Origin of the sequence: Pseudoalteromonas sp. SR41-7, assembly GCF_014163935.1 — a bacterium.
Lineage (GTDB): Bacteria > Pseudomonadota > Gammaproteobacteria > Enterobacterales > Alteromonadaceae > Pseudoalteromonas > Pseudoalteromonas distincta.
In genome coordinates, this window is the sequence record NZ_JACJEF010000004.1 from 191,098 (window position 1) to 209,164 (window position 18,067).

20 protein-coding genes are annotated in these 18,067 nt (G+C 39.1%); 12 read left to right on the forward strand and 8 right to left on the reverse strand.

Features of this window, described 5'->3' with window-relative positions; all coding sequences use genetic code 11:
- Nucleotides 1-64 precede the first annotated feature (64 nt).
- From H5092_RS07130 to H5092_RS07145, 4 genes are read left to right on the forward strand one after another with little or no spacing between them, the layout of a single operon-like run.
- Nucleotides 65-1,429 carry a COG3014 family protein gene (locus H5092_RS07130; RefSeq protein ID WP_024595111.1) on the forward strand — a complete coding sequence of 455 codons (1,365 nt, stop codon included), beginning with the start codon at nucleotides 65-67 and terminating at the stop codon, nucleotides 1,427-1,429.
- An 8-nt stretch (nucleotides 1,430-1,437) separates the two neighbouring features.
- Nucleotides 1,438-1,863, forward strand: a complete 426-nt coding sequence (locus H5092_RS07135; protein WP_002959678.1) for a YcfL family protein — start codon at nucleotides 1,438-1,440, stop codon at nucleotides 1,861-1,863.
- Between the two features lie 11 nt (nucleotides 1,864-1,874).
- The gene (lpoB, locus tag H5092_RS07140) at nucleotides 1,875-2,495 is read left to right on the forward strand and encodes a penicillin-binding protein activator LpoB (protein WP_002959677.1); all 621 of its coding nucleotides are present in this window, start codon (nucleotides 1,875-1,877) and stop codon (nucleotides 2,493-2,495) included.
- A 55-nt stretch (nucleotides 2,496-2,550) separates the two neighbouring features.
- The gene (locus H5092_RS07145; RefSeq protein ID WP_002959676.1) at nucleotides 2,551-3,018 is read left to right on the forward strand and encodes a glycine zipper 2TM domain-containing protein; all 468 of its coding nucleotides are present in this window, start codon (nucleotides 2,551-2,553) and stop codon (nucleotides 3,016-3,018) included.
- Between the two features lie 29 nt (nucleotides 3,019-3,047).
- Here the strand turns inward: H5092_RS07145 and H5092_RS07150 are convergent, their stop codons facing one another.
- Entirely contained in the window at nucleotides 3,048-4,265 is a 1,218-nt protein-coding gene (locus H5092_RS07150; RefSeq protein ID WP_024597609.1) for a pyridoxal phosphate-dependent aminotransferase, read from the reverse strand.
- A 367-nt stretch (nucleotides 4,266-4,632) separates the two neighbouring features.
- On the reverse strand, nucleotides 4,633-4,977 hold the full coding sequence (locus H5092_RS07155) for an Hpt domain-containing protein (RefSeq protein WP_002959674.1): 345 nt from the start codon (nucleotides 4,975-4,977) through the stop codon (nucleotides 4,633-4,635).
- A gap of 137 nt (nucleotides 4,978-5,114) precedes the next feature.
- Between H5092_RS07155 and H5092_RS07160 the strand changes: the two genes are divergently transcribed.
- Together H5092_RS07160 and H5092_RS07165 are read left to right on the forward strand one after the other, a co-directional pair.
- Entirely contained in the window at nucleotides 5,115-5,711 is a 597-nt protein-coding gene (locus tag H5092_RS07160) for a tRNA-uridine aminocarboxypropyltransferase (RefSeq protein WP_024597610.1), read from the forward strand.
- 24 nt (nucleotides 5,712-5,735) lie between these two features.
- Nucleotides 5,736-6,521: a CLCA_X family protein gene (locus H5092_RS07165; protein WP_182715383.1), complete on the forward strand. Its 786-nt coding sequence runs from the start codon at nucleotides 5,736-5,738 to the stop codon at nucleotides 6,519-6,521.
- Nucleotides 6,522-6,537: 16 nt separating this feature from the next.
- Here the strand turns inward: H5092_RS07165 and dcd are convergent, their stop codons facing one another.
- Together dcd and apbC are read right to left on the reverse strand one after the other, a co-directional pair.
- Nucleotides 6,538-7,122: a dCTP deaminase gene (dcd, locus tag H5092_RS07170; protein ID WP_076923901.1), complete on the reverse strand. Its 585-nt coding sequence runs from the start codon at nucleotides 7,120-7,122 to the stop codon at nucleotides 6,538-6,540.
- A gap of 6 nt (nucleotides 7,123-7,128) precedes the next feature.
- On the reverse strand, nucleotides 7,129-8,205 hold the full coding sequence (apbC, locus tag H5092_RS07175; RefSeq protein ID WP_182733208.1) for an iron-sulfur cluster carrier protein ApbC: 1,077 nt from the start codon (nucleotides 8,203-8,205) through the stop codon (nucleotides 7,129-7,131).
- Between the two features lie 187 nt (nucleotides 8,206-8,392).
- Between apbC and metG the strand changes: the two genes are divergently transcribed.
- Nucleotides 8,393-10,414, forward strand: a complete 2,022-nt coding sequence (metG, locus tag H5092_RS07180; RefSeq protein ID WP_182733209.1) for a methionine--tRNA ligase — start codon at nucleotides 8,393-8,395, stop codon at nucleotides 10,412-10,414.
- 183 nt (nucleotides 10,415-10,597) lie between these two features.
- Here the strand turns inward: metG and lepB are convergent, their stop codons facing one another.
- Nucleotides 10,598-11,248, reverse strand: a complete 651-nt coding sequence (lepB, locus tag H5092_RS07185) for a signal peptidase I (RefSeq protein ID WP_024597614.1) — start codon at nucleotides 11,246-11,248, stop codon at nucleotides 10,598-10,600.
- Between the two features lie 184 nt (nucleotides 11,249-11,432).
- Here lepB and H5092_RS07190 point away from each other — a divergent pair, with 184 nt between their 5' ends.
- Nucleotides 11,433-11,933: a fasciclin domain-containing protein gene (locus H5092_RS07190; protein WP_007582534.1), complete on the forward strand. Its 501-nt coding sequence runs from the start codon at nucleotides 11,433-11,435 to the stop codon at nucleotides 11,931-11,933.
- A gap of 81 nt (nucleotides 11,934-12,014) precedes the next feature.
- On the opposite strand, the gene H5092_RS07195 is transcribed toward H5092_RS07190, so the two are convergent.
- The 3 genes from H5092_RS07195 to aceK form a co-directional block, all read right to left on the reverse strand.
- Nucleotides 12,015-12,266, reverse strand: coding sequence for a DUF2999 family protein (locus H5092_RS07195; RefSeq protein ID WP_007582532.1), 252 nt, complete (start codon nucleotides 12,264-12,266; stop codon nucleotides 12,015-12,017).
- Nucleotides 12,267-12,328: 62 nt separating this feature from the next.
- Nucleotides 12,329-13,291 carry a zinc-binding dehydrogenase gene (locus H5092_RS07200; protein ID WP_182733210.1) on the reverse strand — a complete coding sequence of 321 codons (963 nt, stop codon included), beginning with the start codon at nucleotides 13,289-13,291 and terminating at the stop codon, nucleotides 12,329-12,331.
- Between the two features lie 64 nt (nucleotides 13,292-13,355).
- The gene (gene aceK, locus H5092_RS07205) at nucleotides 13,356-15,128 is read right to left on the reverse strand and encodes a bifunctional isocitrate dehydrogenase kinase/phosphatase (protein ID WP_182695153.1); all 1,773 of its coding nucleotides are present in this window, start codon (nucleotides 15,126-15,128) and stop codon (nucleotides 13,356-13,358) included.
- A 380-nt stretch (nucleotides 15,129-15,508) separates the two neighbouring features.
- Between aceK and H5092_RS07210 the strand changes: the two genes are divergently transcribed.
- The 4 genes from H5092_RS07210 to H5092_RS07225 all read left to right on the forward strand — a co-directional run bounded on the left by H5092_RS07210 (nucleotide 15,509) and on the right by H5092_RS07225 (nucleotide 18,067).
- Nucleotides 15,509-16,456 carry a LysR family transcriptional regulator gene (locus H5092_RS07210; protein WP_154903270.1) on the forward strand — a complete coding sequence of 316 codons (948 nt, stop codon included), beginning with the start codon at nucleotides 15,509-15,511 and terminating at the stop codon, nucleotides 16,454-16,456.
- A gap of 82 nt (nucleotides 16,457-16,538) precedes the next feature.
- Nucleotides 16,539-16,988 carry an N-acetyltransferase gene (locus H5092_RS07215; protein ID WP_182733211.1) on the forward strand — a complete coding sequence of 150 codons (450 nt, stop codon included), beginning with the start codon at nucleotides 16,539-16,541 and terminating at the stop codon, nucleotides 16,986-16,988.
- Nucleotides 16,989-17,017: 29 nt separating this feature from the next.
- The gene (locus H5092_RS07220; RefSeq protein WP_007375422.1) at nucleotides 17,018-17,224 is read left to right on the forward strand and encodes a hypothetical protein; all 207 of its coding nucleotides are present in this window, start codon (nucleotides 17,018-17,020) and stop codon (nucleotides 17,222-17,224) included.
- A gap of 411 nt (nucleotides 17,225-17,635) precedes the next feature.
- Nucleotides 17,636-18,067 carry a hypothetical protein gene (locus H5092_RS07225; protein ID WP_002961558.1) on the forward strand — a complete coding sequence of 144 codons (432 nt, stop codon included), beginning with the start codon at nucleotides 17,636-17,638 and terminating at the stop codon, nucleotides 18,065-18,067.

Below are 18,067 nucleotides of genomic sequence, written 5' to 3' on the forward strand. Positions count from 1 at the left end.
TATTTCACACATTTAGCTAAAAATAGTATGTTAAGGTATACAGGTAAATTAAGAGGAGTGCTCAGTGCGCCGCAGTATAATTTTAAGCTTTTGTTTTATTTTAAGTGGGTGTAGCACAATGGGTTTTAATGACCTATTTAATGACTATGCCACACAAATGACACCAATAAGAAATGCGATCGAGAAAAACAACATCGAAGAAGCGCAATCCCTTATTGCTAATAATAGCACCCTGCACAGCAGCTACTTACTCAACCAACTTGAGCAAGCTCGTTTAAACGACTTAGCAAATACACCAGATGATGCACAAAGTAAATTTGAGAACGTGTATACGCAAATGCAAAAAAAGCGTGAAGCCGCCAAAATACAAGTTAGTGCGGGCCTTGAACAAAGTAACGCTTTATTTACCAACGACTCAGCAATAACTTATGTGCCACCCGCTTACGAAATGAGCATGCTTCATAGTTATAAAGCGCTTAACTACGTGTATAAAAATGATGTTGAAGGCGCATTGGTCGAAATTCGCCGAGCTAATAAAGTACAAGTTGATGCGCTTAGCGAGAATGAAGCAGAAGTAGACTCAACCGTTAAAGAAGCTCAGCAACACTACCCAAGCATGAGCAATGTAACCAGAAACATAAAAAATGGCTTTCAAAATGCCTACACATTTTACTTATCTGCTTTGCTTTACCAAAGTGCTAAACAATACGACGACGCCTATATCGATTATAAAAAAGCATTGGCTATACAACCTAACAATATTTATTTACAGCAAGATGTGATGCGCCTTGCTAAAAAACAAGGGTTTGACCAAGATCTAAATGAATTTAAAAAACGCTTTGGCGATACGCCCACTATTTCTTCATCACAAGGCGAAGTAATTGTTTTATTTGAACAAGGATTAGTACCAAAACAAGATGAATTTAAACTGCGCTTGCCAATTTATTCATCACGTGGCGATGCACGCTTTTACAGCTTGGCGATGCCGGTATATAAAGATAATGCCTATGTGCGCCGCCTTAACAATATAAATATAGATGCACAAAGCTTGGCGCTTAGCCCACTGGTACACATTGAGGCACTTGCAGCTAAAACTCTAGAAGATCAAATACCTGCAAAAGTCGCTCGCCAAGTACTCAGATTAGTAGCCAAAGAGAAAGTACGGGCAGAACTTGCTCGCAGTGCCGGTGATGTAGGTAACATACTTGCTAATATTTATAATTTGGCGTCTGAGCAAGCTGATACACGCAGCTGGCTTACACTTCCAAATCAAATAAGTGTCGCAAGGCAAAGCCTAAATACAGGTGAGCATTCTGTGCATATAGGCACACAAGCACCCATAAATTTTACCATTAGTAAGCAAGGGTTAACGTTAATTTACTTAACCTCTATTAATAACTACTTTAATTACCACGTAGTTCAACTTTAGGAGCCATCATGAAATACATAGCGCCATTATTAGCAGCCTTAATGCTCAGTGCATGTTCCAGCCAACCGGTTACATCGGGTATTTCTGTTGAACAAAATAAAAACCAGTTTAATGAGCAATTACGTGTAGATAACCCAGAGCTTGGTAAAAAGCTGGCCATTACTGATGTGAAAACACGTCAAACCAACCAGTTAACCGATGTAGTAGTGACACTTTCGAGCCAGTATAAAAAATCACAATATTTACAGTATCAGTTTAATTGGTTTGATAAAGACGGCTTTGTAATTAAAGGCAACCATTCACCTTGGCAAGCACTCACCTTATTTGGTTTTGCAAAAACACAATTACCGGGCTTAGCACCGAGCTCTGATGCGGTTACCTTTTCTTTAGCAGTAAGAGAAGTGTCTACCGAATCACAAGAATTTAAAGATTAAAGGAAACAACCATGATCATCAGTAACAAATTTAAAACAGTATCAACTTACGCTTTAGTTGGCTTGAGCGCTTTAGTATTAAGTGGCTGTGCTAATAAAGCCGTAGTAAGTTATGGCGATGCACAAGCAGTAGAAACAACCGATATTAATTTTGGCTCTACCGATTTACAAAAAGTAGCGAGCCAAATGACCGATTCATTACTCAGCTCACCCGTTGTTGGCACAATGACCGCTAATAAACGCCCTGTAGTATTTGTTGAGCGTATTAAAAACAAAACTAGTGAGCACATTGATACTGAATCAATCACCGATTCAATCTCAACGCAAATGCTACGCAGTGGTAAATTCCGTTTTGTAGATATGACGCGTGTTGAATCAGTACGTGAGCAATTAACGTTTCAAAACGAAGATGCCCTTGTTAACCCTGCAACAGCCGTTGCATTTGGTAAACAAATTGGCGCGCAATATATGTTATACGGAAATTTATCGAGCATAGTTAAATCAAACGCTGATAAATCAGATGTTTATTACAAATTTACAATGCGCTTAATGGATATGGAAAGCGGCCTTGTAGAATGGGCTGACGAAACTGAAATTCGTAAAACTAAAGAAAAATCGACATTTGGTTGGTAGTTACTAAGCCTTTACGGGCTAATAAGCCCATAAAGGCTACCAATAGGAGATTATTATGAAAGCTATAATATTAATAATGTGTGCCCTACTTAGTGTGAGCGCGCCAACTTTTGCTCAATACGAGCGCAATAAAGCAGTCCCTGTGCAGCAAGTTTTATTTGGTGACGTAAAATCGGTACGCAATATTACCGAACAAGAAATCATTCAAGACAAAAACAACGGCTGGAAAACCTTCGGCGGTGCATTACTCGGTGGTGTTGTAGGCAACCAGTTTGGTGGCGGTAGCGGCCGCACAGTAGCAACGATATTAGGCTCGGTAATTGGCGGCAGTGTTGCACACAATAGGCAGCAGCAAAGTCATTATCAGCAAAATCATTTTGTAGAGTTATTAATACAAGTTGAAAACGGCGACCAGTTTATGGTTGTTCAAGATCAAGACCAATCAATGCGCTTTAGCAAAGGCGATAATGTAAGATTAGTGTACTTGAACGACAACACGGTGCGTGTAGATAAAGCGTACTAGCCAATATATTCATGACTAAAGTAAAAAAACTATACTTGGCGATAGTCTTTAAAAAAACGCTTCATTTTTAACATCGCATCAGATAAATCATCTTTGCTTGGTAAAAATACCAATCTAAAATGATCCGGCTCGGGCCAATTAAACGCCCTGCCATGTACAAGTAATATTTTTTCGGCTTTTAGCAAATCGTACATCATCTTTTCATCATCTTTAACGTTAAAAAGTGCTGTATCTACTTTGGCAAACGCATAGAGCGCGCCTTTAGGTTTTTTACAACTAATGCCTTCAATAGCGTTTAACCCGCGCCATGCTATATCGCGCTGCTCGTATAAGCGCCCACCTGGGTTAATTAAATTATCAATTGATTGCACGCCGCCCAACGCTTGTTGAATTGCATATTGCGCAGGTACATTGGCGCACAAACGCATAGATGAAAGTATTTCAAGGCCTTTGCGTAAATCATCCATTACCGAGGTACGACCGCTTAGAACCATCCACCCCATTCTTAGCCCCGCTGCACGGTAGGTTTTTGCTAAACCATTGAAAGTAATGATTGGTACATCATCACACAGTGAGCCGATTGAAGTATGCGTTATACCATCGTATAAAATCTTTTCGTAAATCTCATCGCTCAATAACAGCAGTTTATGTTCACGCGCTATATCAATTAATTGCATTAACAAATCATCACTGTAAACCGCACCTGTCGGATTATTAGGATTAATTAATACCAAAGCTTTAGTTTTAGACGTTATTTTGCTTTTTATATCTGCAATATCCGGAAACCAATCTTGCTCTTCATCACATAAATAATGCACCGGATTACCACCCGATAATGTGACAGAAGCAGTCCAAAGTGGATAATCTGGAGCTGGAATAAGCACTTCATCGCCATTATTTAATAGCGCTTGGGTGATCATCTGAATAAGTTCGCTTACGCCATTACCAATATAGATACTATCTACATCTAAATTATGTAATCCACGTTGTTGGTAGTGCTGATAAATAGCCACGCGGGCTGAATAGAGGCCTTTAGAGTCACAGTAACCTTGGGCTGAATATAAGTTGCGGATAATATCGCGGTGCATATCTTCTGGCATATCAAAACCAAAAGCAGCTGGATTACCTATATTCAATTTTAATACTTTTTGACCTTCGTCTTCCATTTTTTTAGCTTGTGCTAAAACCGGCCCACGAATGTCATAACATACACCTTCTAATTTGTGACTCTTTTTAATATCAGACATTTTTACCTCTTTAGGGCGTATTGACTTTATGGATTAAATTTGTTCAACCTAGGGGTGATTTAATCGCGGCGCGAGATTTGTAACCTAGTGGGCTAAGTAAAAATTGAGTAACAAAGAGAAAATAGCCCCTAGGAAGAACCCTCTGGGCAATGCGTGTTTGGATTTTATGTGTTGTTCTCGCCTATTTATGTGGAAAAACCACACAGCATAGGCTCTGCCTAACCTAAAAACCAGACACTCGTTGCAAATTCAATCCCGAAAGATCAACACGCCCTAGTGAGTCTTTAGACTAACCTAGTAAAGGCGTAAAATGCCAGTCAATTTAGGTGCTTAATACTGAAATAAATTCACGTTTCAGCGTCAATAATTAACGAGATGCTAACCATTCATTTAGCTTAGCTTGAGAGCCTGTTACTTGAGCCATTAAGCTATTAGATGCGTCGATAGCTTCAGCTAAGTTATCTAGGTTTAAATTTTGTTCAATAACACGCGATACTTCAGCAAGGCTTGAAGCACCAAACTGCGCCGCATTCGATTTTAAGCTATGAGAGTGGCGAATAGCTGCTTCTTTATCTTTACCAATGGTTGCTAACACTTCTGAGCCTAAACGTTCAAACTCTGAGCAGCAAAAATCAAGTGTATCAGCAAACTGCTCACCCAATAACGATTCCATACTCTCTAATGCTGATGTATCAATATTTATTTCTGTCATATTTTAAGCCCTTAAAACAATCCATGTAAGTTACAGTTTAATAGTACTACTTTATATTGATGCGTAAAAAAAACCAACTTAATTACCTTATAAATGTATAATTGCGAGGATCATACTGGCAACAAAAAGTTTATTAAATGGCACGCACACTTTGTAATCATTGTAACTTTTCAATAAACACCTGTATTTGCAACGCAATTACAAATATAAACAACAAAGTTACGGTTATTATTCTACAGCACCCGAGTGAAGAAAAAATAGCAAAAAATACCGCTAAACTACTCAATTTATGCCTAACTGATTGCCAAATAATCAAAGGCGAAAATAATGATGACTTTTCCATACTAAAAACACTGCCAGTAAGCTCAACTGTTTTACTCTACCCTAACGAACACGCTGTAAATTTAGACGATAACACTGAGCAGCCAAATGTAAAAAACATCACCCATTTAATCGTGGTTGATGGTACATGGAAAAAAGTCTACAAAATTTTGCAGCTCACCACATTACTAAATCAATTTAAAACGGTCAGTTTTAAACAGCTACCTAAAAATCGTTATGCTATTCGTAAAGCTCCTCGGGCCGACAGCCTATCCACACTTGAAGCTGTAGCGCATAGTTTGTTTTTAATAGAGCAGCTAAATCCCGCACCACTTTATAATGCGCTAAATGAATTAATACAAAAACAAACCCAACACATGCCTGAGCACGTAAAAGCACGTTACTTAGATTAAATTCGTTACTATATGAAACTTGCAATGCGTAACTACCCTAACAGACTAAAACGTGGCTTTACTCGCCAAGGACCCGACTATCGCTTTGACGACCAAGTCGACTTTAGCGATATAAGAGATACCTTCGGCTTTAGGTCAATGGTCGTTGGTAAATGGGTAACTAAAGAAGAGCGCTATATTAGCGCCAACTTAATTTACGATGCACTGGCCGACCTTGCGCAAATACTGCATTTACCACCTAAAGCAATTGGCCTGCGCGGGAAGCTTAACTTTGCATTTGGCCATGGTGGTCAAAAAGGCGTGCAAGCGCATTATAATGCAGCCTCTCAAACACTTGCTCTTGCAAAAAATGCAGGCGGTGGTGCACTTGCTCACGAATGGTTCCATGCGTTTGACCATCATATAAGCGAGCACTTATTTGCAACAAAACCACGCTTTGGCTTTGCCTCAAAATTGTGGCTTTCAAACACGCCTAATTTATCACATCCACTTAATAATGCTTTGAACAGTTTTTATAAACATGTGTTTTTAGATGAAGATGGTATTGATGCAAATAACTTTGTACAAACGTGTATAGAACACGATAAAGCCCACAATATGAATTATATGAGCATGCCCGAAGAGCTTGCAGCACGGTGTTTTGAAGCCTGTATTGAAGGCCACACATATATAAAAAATAGCTTTTTGGTGGGAGGCTTAAAAAGTAGTAATTTAATATACCCAAATAGTGAGCATATTAATAAAGCAAATGAAGCGCTTAACCAGTATTTTGAGCTACTGGGTTATGCGCTTCATAAAATGGACGAGTAATGCCTATATTTGGTGATTATTTATCGTCACTAATACGACTTGCTACTGCGCTGCTTTGATCTTTATATTTTGCATCTTTACGAATGTTGTATGGGTTTTCACACGGACCCGATAACATTTCAAAGCTCATTGCACCAATTTTCATCAGTGGGCGAAGCGCCAGTGGTAATTTACCTGAGTTGTAAAACTCTAAAACAATATTACCGCTCCAGCCTGGGTCTATTCGGTGCGCTGTTACATGCACCATTAAACCTAAACGTGCAAGTGATGAGCGTCCATCTAACCAGCCTACTATGTCCGCTGGCAACGTTACTTTTTCATGGGTAATAGCTAGTGCAAGTTCACCTGGGTGTAAAAAGAATGCTTCACCTTCATCAAGCACTATTTCTTCACTCATGATTGATTCCATGGCCTTATTTAACTGATCTTTTGGACCACTTAAATCTACGTACGCTGCGTTGTGTGCGTTAAATGTTCTAAATTTGTTCCCTAAGCGCAAATCGGCAGTCACGCCTGAAATCATCTCACTTGTTGGCGCAGGCTCAATAACAATGCGACCGTCGCTTAGGTATTCATTAATATGTGTGTCTGAAAGTCTCATTATTTATTAATCTTCTGTAATCACAATTTCAATCGCATTGTGATGCTGTTGATAATAGAGCGTGCTGGCTATAAGCCTCGCTGCTGCGCTGTATGTTTTGCTTATTGCCGCGTCGTTATCGTTGGCAATAAGTTTCCCTTGCTCAGAATACTCGCGTATATCTATTGCAAGAGGAATATGGCTAAGTATGGGTACACCGTGCTTGTGTGCAAGTTTTTGTGCACCATCTTTACCAAATACGTGGTTAGCTTCACCACAGTGGCTGCAAATGTAGTGACTCATGTTTTCTATTAGGCCTAGAACCGGTACGTTTACTTTATTAAACATGGCAATGCCTTTTTGCGCATCGGCTAGCGCTAAGTCTTGCGGTGTCGTTACAATAACAGTGCCGCTCGCGGGAACTTTTTGACTCATTGTAAGCTGAATATCACCGGTACCTGGTGGCATATCCACAATTAAGTAATCAAGCTCGCCCCAATCAGTCTCGTTAAGTAACTGGTTAAGTGCGCCTGACGCCATTGGTCCGCGCCATACAGTGGCATCATCGCTTGGTACTAAAAATCCAATAGATTGCGCTTTAATGCCGTTTGCATCAAAAGGCTGTAATTGTTTGTTATCTTTAGTGACGGGCTCTGCGCCCACCAAACCTAAAAGCATTGGAATAGACGGGCCATAAATATCAGCATCTAAAATACCCACCTTTGCTCCTTCGTTTTTAAGGGCGCCCGCCAAGTTAACAGCGGTAGTCGACTTACCTACTCCGCCTTTGCCTGAGGCAATAAGCACAATATGTTTAATCGCTTTAAACTTAGCTGCTTCTTTAATGATAACCTTGGCGCTAATTGTTACTGGCACATTTAAGCTTTCACTTACGTGTTGCTCAACTAAAGGCATTTCTGATTGTCCAGCAAATGGCAGGGTTAATTTTATCTGTAGTGATTTATCGTCATTTTGAGTAATAGTATCAATGAAGCTTTCGTCAATACCGACGGCAAAAGCCGCACTACGATATGCCGCTAAGGCAGTAATAATCGGTTGTTTTTGCACCGATTTAGAAGAGAATAGTTTCGACAGTCCAAACATAGCAATTAAATAGCGTTTCTTTGATGAAAAGTGCCACGGAATTATGTAACATTCAGGGCATTAACACCAGTCAATTAATAAAAATCCATAAGCTGTGCACACTCTAAGCAGATAGCTTGTAGATAAATTAATGATAATTGCCGTTTGTATAATAAAAACGGCGTTTTATCCTCAATTCGGAATGATTATGACGCAGCGAAAGATCCTGATTACCAGCGCATTACCTTATGCAAATGGCCCTACTCACTTAGGTCATTTATTGGAATATATTCAAACTGATATTTGGTCACGTTTTCAAAAACTACAGGGCCACGAAGCTTATTATGTTTGCGCAGACGATGCCCACGGCACGCCAATTATGCTTAATGCGCAAAAGCAAGGGATCACGCCTGAAGAAATGGTAAAACAAGTGAGCATAGAGCGCCAACGCGACTTTGCTGACTTTAATATCAAATTTGATAACTACCACAGCACGCACAGCCAAGAAAACAAAGAATTTAGCGAACTTATCTATAACCGCCTAAACGATGCCGGTCATATTAAAAAGCACACTATTTCGCAATTATTCGATCCTGAAAAAGGTATTTTCTTACCCGATCGTTTCGTAACAGGTACTTGCCCAACATGTAAGTCTGAAAACCAAAACGGCGATAGCTGTGATTCGTGTGGTGCTACATACAGCCCAACCGAACTCATTAATCCGCGCTCTGTAATGTCGGGCGCTGAGCCTGTACTTAAAGATTCTGAGCATTACTTTTTTGACCTGCCAGCATTTGAAGGCATGTTAAAAGAGTGGCTACACTCGGGCACTATTCAACAAGAAATGGCTAACAAGCTAGACGAATGGTTTACCGATGGCTTGCAACAGTGGGATATTAGCCGTGATGCGCCTTACTTTGGTTTTGAAATTCCTAATGCACCGGGCAAATATTTTTACGTTTGGCTAGATGCACCTATTGGTTACATGGCAAGCTTTAAAAACCTATGTGACAAAAAAGGCATCAACTTTGATGAGTTTTGGGCTGAAGGTTCAAACGCTGAGCTTTATCACTTTATTGGTAAAGACATCATTTATTTCCACAGCTTATTTTGGCCAGCAATGTTAGAAGGCGCTAATTTTAGAAAGCCAACTAACGTATTCGCTCATGGTTTTGTCACTGTAAATGGCGAAAAAATGTCTAAATCGAAGGGCACGTTTATTAAAGCGCGTACTTATTTAGATAACTTAAACCCAGAGTACTTACGTTACTACTACGCAGCAAAATTAAGCAGCGGTATTGTTGACCTTGATTTAAACCTAGAAGACTTTGCACAGCGCGTAAATTCAGACCTAGTAGGTAAAGTAGTCAACATAGCGAGCCGTTGTGCTGGCTTTATTACTAAAAAGTTTGATGGCAAGCTAAGCAGCACTATTATGCAACCAGAGCTGCTAGCAGAATTTCAAGCGGCTGCACCTAGCATTACAACACACTACGAGAACCGCGATTACAGCCGCGCAATTCGCGAAATAATGGCACTTGCCGACAAAGCAAACCAATTTATTGATGGCGCAGCACCTTGGGTATTAATTAAAGACGAAACTAAGCAACAAGAAGCACACGAAGTGTGTTCTCTTGGTCTTAACTTGTTCCGCGTTTTAATTACTTACTTAAAACCTGTGCTGCCAGAAATGGCCGACAACGTACAAGCGTTTTTAAATGACGACCTTGCATGGGACGGCGTTCAAAATGCACTTGTAAGCCACCCTATCAATAAATTTAAACCGTTAATGCAACGTGTTGAAATGGATAAAGTGAACAAAATGGTTGAAGAATCTAAAGAAAGCTTAGCGCCAAAAGTAACTATTGACCCTAACAGCCCACTTGCAAAAGAGCCGATTAGCGACGAAATAGAATTTGATGACTTTGCAAAAGTAGATTTACGCGTAGCTAAAATTGCTAAAGCAGAGCACGTAGAAGGCGCAGATAAACTACTTAAGCTAACACTTGATTTAGGCGGAGAAACTCGCCAAGTGTTTGCAGGTATTAAATCAGCTTACGCACCAGAGGATATCGAAGGCAAGCTAACCGTTATGGTTGCTAACCTTAAGCCTCGTAAAATGCGCTTTGGTATGTCTGAGGGCATGGTATTAGCAGCAGGTCCTGGCGGAAAAGAAATTTATATTCTTAACCCAGATGACGGCTCAGAGCCTGGTATGCGCGTAATGTAATATTATTCATACAATAAAAAAACCGCTGATATGTCAGCGGTTTTTTTATGGGCTAAAGTAATGTTTAGTCGGATATTAAATACCGAACAAGAGCGTAGTGTTCTTACCAAGCTTGTAAAAAAATATATAAGTAAACTGCCTAAATAGGCAGTTATATTTTAACTCTAAAATTAATTATCTTATTTAATTGAGCTTTTTCAATACGCGGTCTTTTCTTGGTAAGTAATAGTTATCGTAATCAAGAGACACTATAACGCGCTCTGCTTTTCCTAATAACTCATTACGCGGAATTAAACCTATTACACGCGAGTCAGCGCTATTGTCGCGGTTATCGCCCATTGCTAAATAATAATCATCAGGAATTGTAATTGCGTCAAAGCCCGATAAACGTGAAGGAATATTTGCCACTCTTATCGAATGCGCTAACCCGTTTAAATCTTCGATTTTATCAAGCGAGTCTATGTTGCTTTGCTGATCTGCATAATTAAGTTTTTTACCATTAATAATGAGCTCATTATTTTCAAGCGCAACGGTGTCTCCTGGCACACCAATTACACGTTTAATTAAACGGTTATCGGCAGCTTGTGAGTCAAAAACAATAATATCACCGGTTTGTGGGTCCGCTAGTTTAAGTAGTTTTATATGCGTAAATGGGACACGAATATCGTAGGCCATTTTATCGGTAAGTATTCTGTCACCTTCTTGAATTGTTGGCTTCATAGAGCCTGTTGGCACTTCGTACCAATCGGCTACAGCGCTTCTAAATACGCTCATTAGTGCAATAAATACGATAAGAGAGCGGTTGTTTTTCCAAAATTTATAAACTAATTTCATGCCTATTCCCTTCAATTGAACAAGTCTTTAATTAAGTAACTGTTTATATGACTTTGCTATTTAGCTGCAGTTCAATCAATGATGTAACAAAACATGTTGACTACTAATTTTAATTGATCGATTAAATTTAGAGCGTCGTAACATTTAACGAAACCAACGGGTATTAACTTAAAGGAAAAATAAAATGTTTAAGAAAATTACTACTGCATTATTGTTTACAACTGCAAGCCTTGGATTTACTACAATGGCTTATGCTGATCATCATGGTATGAAAAAAGACGTTGTTGAAGTAGCCGTTGAAAATGGTTCGTTCACTACTCTTGTTGCTGCTGTTAAAGCCGCAGGTTTAGTTGAAACACTGCAAGGTAAAGGACCCTTTACTATTTTTGCACCAACAGATGCTGCATTTTCTAAATTACCTGAAGGCACTGTAGAAATGTTACTCAAGCCTGAAAACAAAGATAAGCTAACGGCGGTATTAACTTATCACGTAGTGTCTGGAAAAGTGATGGCAGCCGATGTAATGAAGGTAGATAGTGCGAAAACACTACAAGGCCAATCAGTTATGGTTAAAGCCGACAGCATGGGCGTAATGATAAATGACGCTAAAGTTGTAAAAGCTGATGTAAAAGCAAGCAACGGCGTAATTCATGTTATCGACACCGTACTACTTCCAAAAGAGTAGTCATAAAAGAATAAGCCAACTAAAAAAGCATAAGTAAATACTTATGCTTTTTTTTTTATTTTTGTTTCATGACATAACAAATTATTGATTTAGTTTTTCTTTCGCTTCTTTTACTTTTTCAAAATCTAAACCAAGTTCGTCAGTCGCTTCTTTAATAAGATGCGGTTGAGTCATCACGACTGCCATTAGTTGCTGTAGCTTTTCTGGCGGAATACCAAGCTCTTGAACAAGCGCCATTGCCATCATTGGGTTTTGAGTAAACGCTTCAAACAATGCTTTTACTTTTTCGTCGCTTACATTGTGCTCTTTAAGTATTGCTAGTATTGGATTCATTATTAAACCTTAAGTGTTTTTTATAGGGCTTAGTATATGGGCTAAACCCTAAAATTAAAGAGTTACTCTACAAGTAAAACCACTTTTCCTGCGTTTTCATTACGCTCTAAAATAGCATGGGCTTCGTTTGCGTCGCTCCAAGGCAATGTTTTATACAAGTTAAAGTCGTACTTTTTAGTGGCAATATCATTGTAAAAACGCGCTACAAAGTCGTCGCGCACCTGACGTTTAAACTCAATACTACGATTTCTAAGCGTTGAGGCATGAAACGAAATACGCTTTTGTAAAAGCGCCGCAAAATCAACCTCTGCAAAACGTCCATCTAAAAATGCAAGCATCACAATTTGGCAATCCATGGCTGCAATAGCGGCATTTTTATTTAAGTAACTACCCGAAACAGGATCTACAATTGCATTTGCTGTTAACTCATTTGCTTTCATATATTCTACAAAGTCGGTGGTTTTGTAGTTAATTGCATGATCGGCACCGAGTTCTTTTGCGTGTTGGCATTTATCATCCGTACCAGCGGTAATAACTACGGTAGCACCTGCGCTTTTAGCCATTTGAATTGCTGCACCGCCCACACCACTAGCACCTGCATGAATAAGCGCTGTTTGCCCTTTTTGTAATTTACCAAGCTCAAATAACGCGCCAAATGCCGTTAAATACACTTCGCTTATTGCAGCGCCTTCAGCCATTGTTACATCATCGGGTAATTCCATAAGCTGTTTTGCATCAACTGCTACATATTCGCTATAAGCACCACCAGAGCACAATGTAAAAATACGCTTGTTTAGCCAGCTTTTATCTACATTTTTTCCAAGCTCAGTAACTGTACCCGCACATTCTAAACCTAAAATAGGGCTATCTCCCGCAGGGGCCGGGTATTTACCTTGGCGCTGCATACTGTCTGCACGGTTTACACCTATTGCTGCAACTTTAACAAGTACTTCATGGCTCTTTAAAACCGGCTTTTCGGTTTCACTAAATGCAAGGTTGCCATCTTTATGAGAAATATATTTCATTGTTGCTCCAAGTTTAAAAACTGTAATAACATATAGATGGGGATGAACACAGATTCAAACAACCTCAAAAGCGCCAACTTTGTTTATAAGGATAAACATCGGGTAGATAACCATTATGTACTTGTTGCTGACAATCCTGCCAGAACGTCGCTAAAAACAAGTTACTGTGCTCATTATTAAAATAATTAAACGCAACCTCGTTGGCACTAAAAAACACCTTAAATTGGCTCGGAAATATATCGTTTTCAGCTATATCAAAATACGAGTTACTACTTAGCTCTTCAAGTGCATTTTGGGTTTGTGGAACCTCTCTAAAGTTGCAATCGGTAAGCGGGCAAATTTCGTCAAAGTCGTAAAACACCACTCGCCCCCATCGCGTTACGCCAAAGTTTTTCATTAGCATGTCGCCCGGAAATATATTAGCGCCCGCTAACTCTTTAATTGCTTTACCGTAGTCATGCATTACTCGTTCTAGGGTTTTGTTATCGCATTGGTTAATATATAAATTAAGCGGGGTCATTTTACGCTCAACATAAACGTGCTTTAAAATGAGTGCCTTGCCAGATATAACTATGCTGCTGCCAATTTGGCTTTTCATCTGCTCAAGCAGCTCGTCGCTAAAACGGCTTAAATCAAACGCTAAATATCTAAATTCGTGTGTGTCTACCAAACGCCCAACCCTATCGGCTTGTTTTACAAAGTTATACTTGTCTATCACTTGTGCTTTGGTGGCTGTTTTTGGCGCACTAAATTTGTCTTTAATTACTTTATAAACGTAATCTAGCCCTTCAATAGTAAATACCAGCATTACCATACCTGGCGTCCCTGGTGCTGTGACATACTTGAAGTTGGCTGGGCTATTTTTAGTCGTATCGACCTTATACCGATAAAACTCAGTTTTGGCGTGCTTTATAAAACCAATGGCGTTAAATAACTCAAAGCGTTGTTTGTGTGGCATTAACACACTTAAGTAATCTACATAACGAGCGGGCTTATCGGTATCAACCATAAAATAGGTGCGTGCAAAGCCAAATAATAAACTTAATTGATCGGCGCCCATCATTACAGCATCAAGCTTTAGTCCCTCATCGGTATTTAAAATAGCGATAGCAAAAGGCATATTGTCGCCATTTTTAGCAATGCAGCGCCCAATTAAATAACAGGCTTTGTTTCTAAAAAATAATGAGTTGGCGTATTCAATATAACCGTCGTTTAAATTTATAAGTTCGTACACCTGTTTGCATTGCTGCTTAGCGCCTTGCATTAACGTACTTTGTAATGTGGCTACATCAAGTTCTAAATGACTAAACGGCACTCTAAATACTTGATTAGTGATAAGCGTTTTAACGGCGTTATTAAACCCATTATGTAGCGATACCCTGCTCACTAAGCTTTCATAAGAGCGCGGCTCACTACGATACTTTGCTTTTAATACAAACAAATGCACAGTACGAATTTTTTTATCGTCCCAAATTGCGCCAAACGTTGAATTAAAAAAAGTATGCGCAATAGGTTTGTTTTCGTGATTTTGTACCATATCGCCGTAAATATTTTTAGCTAACTGCCACGTTTGCGGGCAAGTAAGCTCAGCATAAGCAATAACTCTCACGGCTTCACTCACGTTTTTCACTTCGCGCTCATACACTTGTAAACGTTCACGCATAGCACTTTGCACACTATGGTACTGTCGTTGTTCAAAACGGCTTTGTGCACCCAGTGTAATATTTAAAAATTGCGAAAACATCGCCTCAAATCCAGCAAAAACAGATCGTGCAAGCTTACTGGCAATAACGTTTTGCAGCGTATTATTAGATTGATGTGTTAGCCTATTTTGCATAAATACAGCACTTATATTGATGCCAGTTATGGCGGTTATTTTTATTAATTGTTTACACCTTAGCAAGCAGGCTTTAATTTAGATAATTAATAAACCATATAAATAGAATTTATTGGGCGTATTGACCTTTCGAGGTTAATTTTGCAGCCGTGTATTTGGTTTATAAGCAAGGCAAAGTACATGTAGTGTGGTGGCTCCCCATAAATGTACTTTAACGCTGCATAAAGGCCAAATACACACTGCCCATAGGGTTCTTTCTAGGGACGATTAACTCTTTGTTGCTCGATTTTTACTTAGCCCACTAGGTGGCAAACCTCGCGCCGCGATTAAATCGCCCCTAGATTGAACAAATTTCAACCCTGAAAGGCCAACACGCCCATATGAATATAAGAAATGTCGATCTTAACCTTCTCGTTTATTTAAATGTGTTAATAGATGAAAAAAGTGTGTCGAAAGCTGCAAATAAACTCGCGCTTACGCAACCGGCTATGAGTAACGCATTAAAACGTTTGCGCGATTTATTTGACGACCCGCTACTTGTGCGTGCCGCAGGCTCTATGACGCCAACGGCAAAGGCACTTGCGTTAAAGCCTGAAGTTGAGGCGCTCTTAAAAATGGCCGAAGCTATTACGCAGCCTAGTGAGCAATTTAACCCTGCAACCGCTGAAGTTACCTTTAGAATAATGGCAAATGACTACATAGAGTCGACCTTAATAGCCCCTTTTATAACTGCGCAGCTTAGTAAAAATCCCGGTATTAATTTTGATGTATTAAGTCCAAGCGACATAAACCTGCAAGACATGGAAAAAGGCACTATAGATTTAGCAATAAATCGCTTTAATGGTTTGCCACGCTCGTTTCATCAAGCCAGTGTATGGCGCGATAATTACTGTTGTTTAACCCATCCTAAAAATACATTTTTACAACAATCAGGGTTAGACGACTACTTAAAAAAAGAGCATATTTGGGTAAATCGTGCCGGCTGGGGGCCTGAAGCCGCTGTTACTAATAAATCAGGAAAGCAAAAATTAGGCTGGGTAGATGAAGCGCTTTGGCAACTAGAACAAACCCGTAAAATACGTGTTTTTACTCGCCACTACATGGTCGCAAGCCTGCTCTGCCAATCAGAGCAACTTATTGCCACCCTACCGCGCAGGCAAGCTAAGTTATTAACCTCTCATACTGATTTGGTAATCAGCCCTGTACCATTTCAAATAGTGCCTATTGAAGTAAAAATGATATGGAGCCCACTGCTACACCATGCAACGGCGCACCAATGGTTAAGGCGTGAGTTATTAGCGTTTGCTAAAACGATTGCAGATAGATAAATTATTATTTTCATCACATCAAGCACTAGGTATTTTACTATCGCGCATACTGTCCAAGCTTTACTTTCATTAGAAGAATATAATGATAAACAAACTTAATAATAAGAATAACGATATTGCAAATATAATTTTTGCTGTCTTTCAAAAGTCCTACGCTATAGAGGCTAAACTGATCGGCGCGCATAACTTTCCTCCTTTAGCGCGTAATATTAAAGGTATAAAAAAATCAGAAACAACCTTTTATGGCTACAGCGAAAATGAATGTTTAGCAGCCGTTATAGAAGTAGATACAAACAACGAGTATTTAGATATTTGCAGTTTAACCGTTGATCCTAGTCATTTTAAAAAAGGTATCGCAAGTAAGCTAATAAGTTATGTTTTAGCAATGAATGATTTTTCTCATGCAATAGTGGAGACTGCGGTTGCTAATACTCCTGCAATAAATTTATATAAAAAGCATGGCTTCGTGGAATTTAAAAGATGGATCCCTTCACATGGTATTGAAAAGCTGGCTATGTCGGTCGTAATTTAAATCAGTATTTCAAAATAGGTAATTTACAAATGGATAGTGCATCAATAATTGCGTGGAGTGTTTTGTTTGGAGGCATAGGTATTGGCTACCTTACTTACGGGCGAAGAAAAAAAGCCGTAGTACCGCTTTGTATTGGTTTGTCGCTATTGGTATTTCCGTATTTTATGAGCAGTGTTAGCATGCTGTTGATTGTAGGCGCTATTTTAGTGGCTATTCCCTACTTTATTAAAATTTAATATTACTATTGTTACGGCTAAATAAAATACACGAGAAAATAAAAAAGCGCCGTGGTATTCAACTTTGGGAAAATACCATGGCGCTTTTGGAAATCGTCGATATAGGAGTCTACCTACAGTGTAAGATTAGCAAGCTTAGTACCAACTTCATAAAACAATTAAAATTCAATAAAAACAATTAACTAAGCATCCACCTTAACTCATCAACTAATCCCCTTGTTCCAGTTTTGTGCACGTATTTACCGCTCTGCACCAAATTAATTAGTATAATTTAGGTATGTTTTCTATTTTTTATTTAGTTTTAAAACTTACTATTGATGAAATCAATGTCAGTTATTGAAAACAACAATTTCATTAATAATACACTTAGCGCTAGAGTGAAGTTAAGCCAACAAACTAAGAGTAATAATTATGACAACATCAAGCTTCACACAACAAGACGGGTTATTTATTGATGCTAACTTACATCAGTTTATTGAAGAGCAGTTATGCGCAAAAACTAACACCACTGAAACTTACCAAGCATTAGCTACTTTAGTTGATGAGTTTGGTTGTAAATGCCGTAAAACAAAGCACCAACCAAATGATGTATTAGAAGTGGATACATTGCTAAACGCATACCAACTTAAAAACCACCCACTTTGCCATGTTGATGCACAAACGACAGAAGCCGTTTTAGACGAATATTGCTGCCAGGTTCCTGCAATTATTGTTGTTGCGTTAATGGATACGCTTAGTGGTACGCAGTGCGATGAACCTCAAGCACATGAGATTTACCATCGTGCAGCGCAGTTAACCAACCGCCCTTGCATGCACAGAGTAAAAACTGCCTCAGCAGCTTAA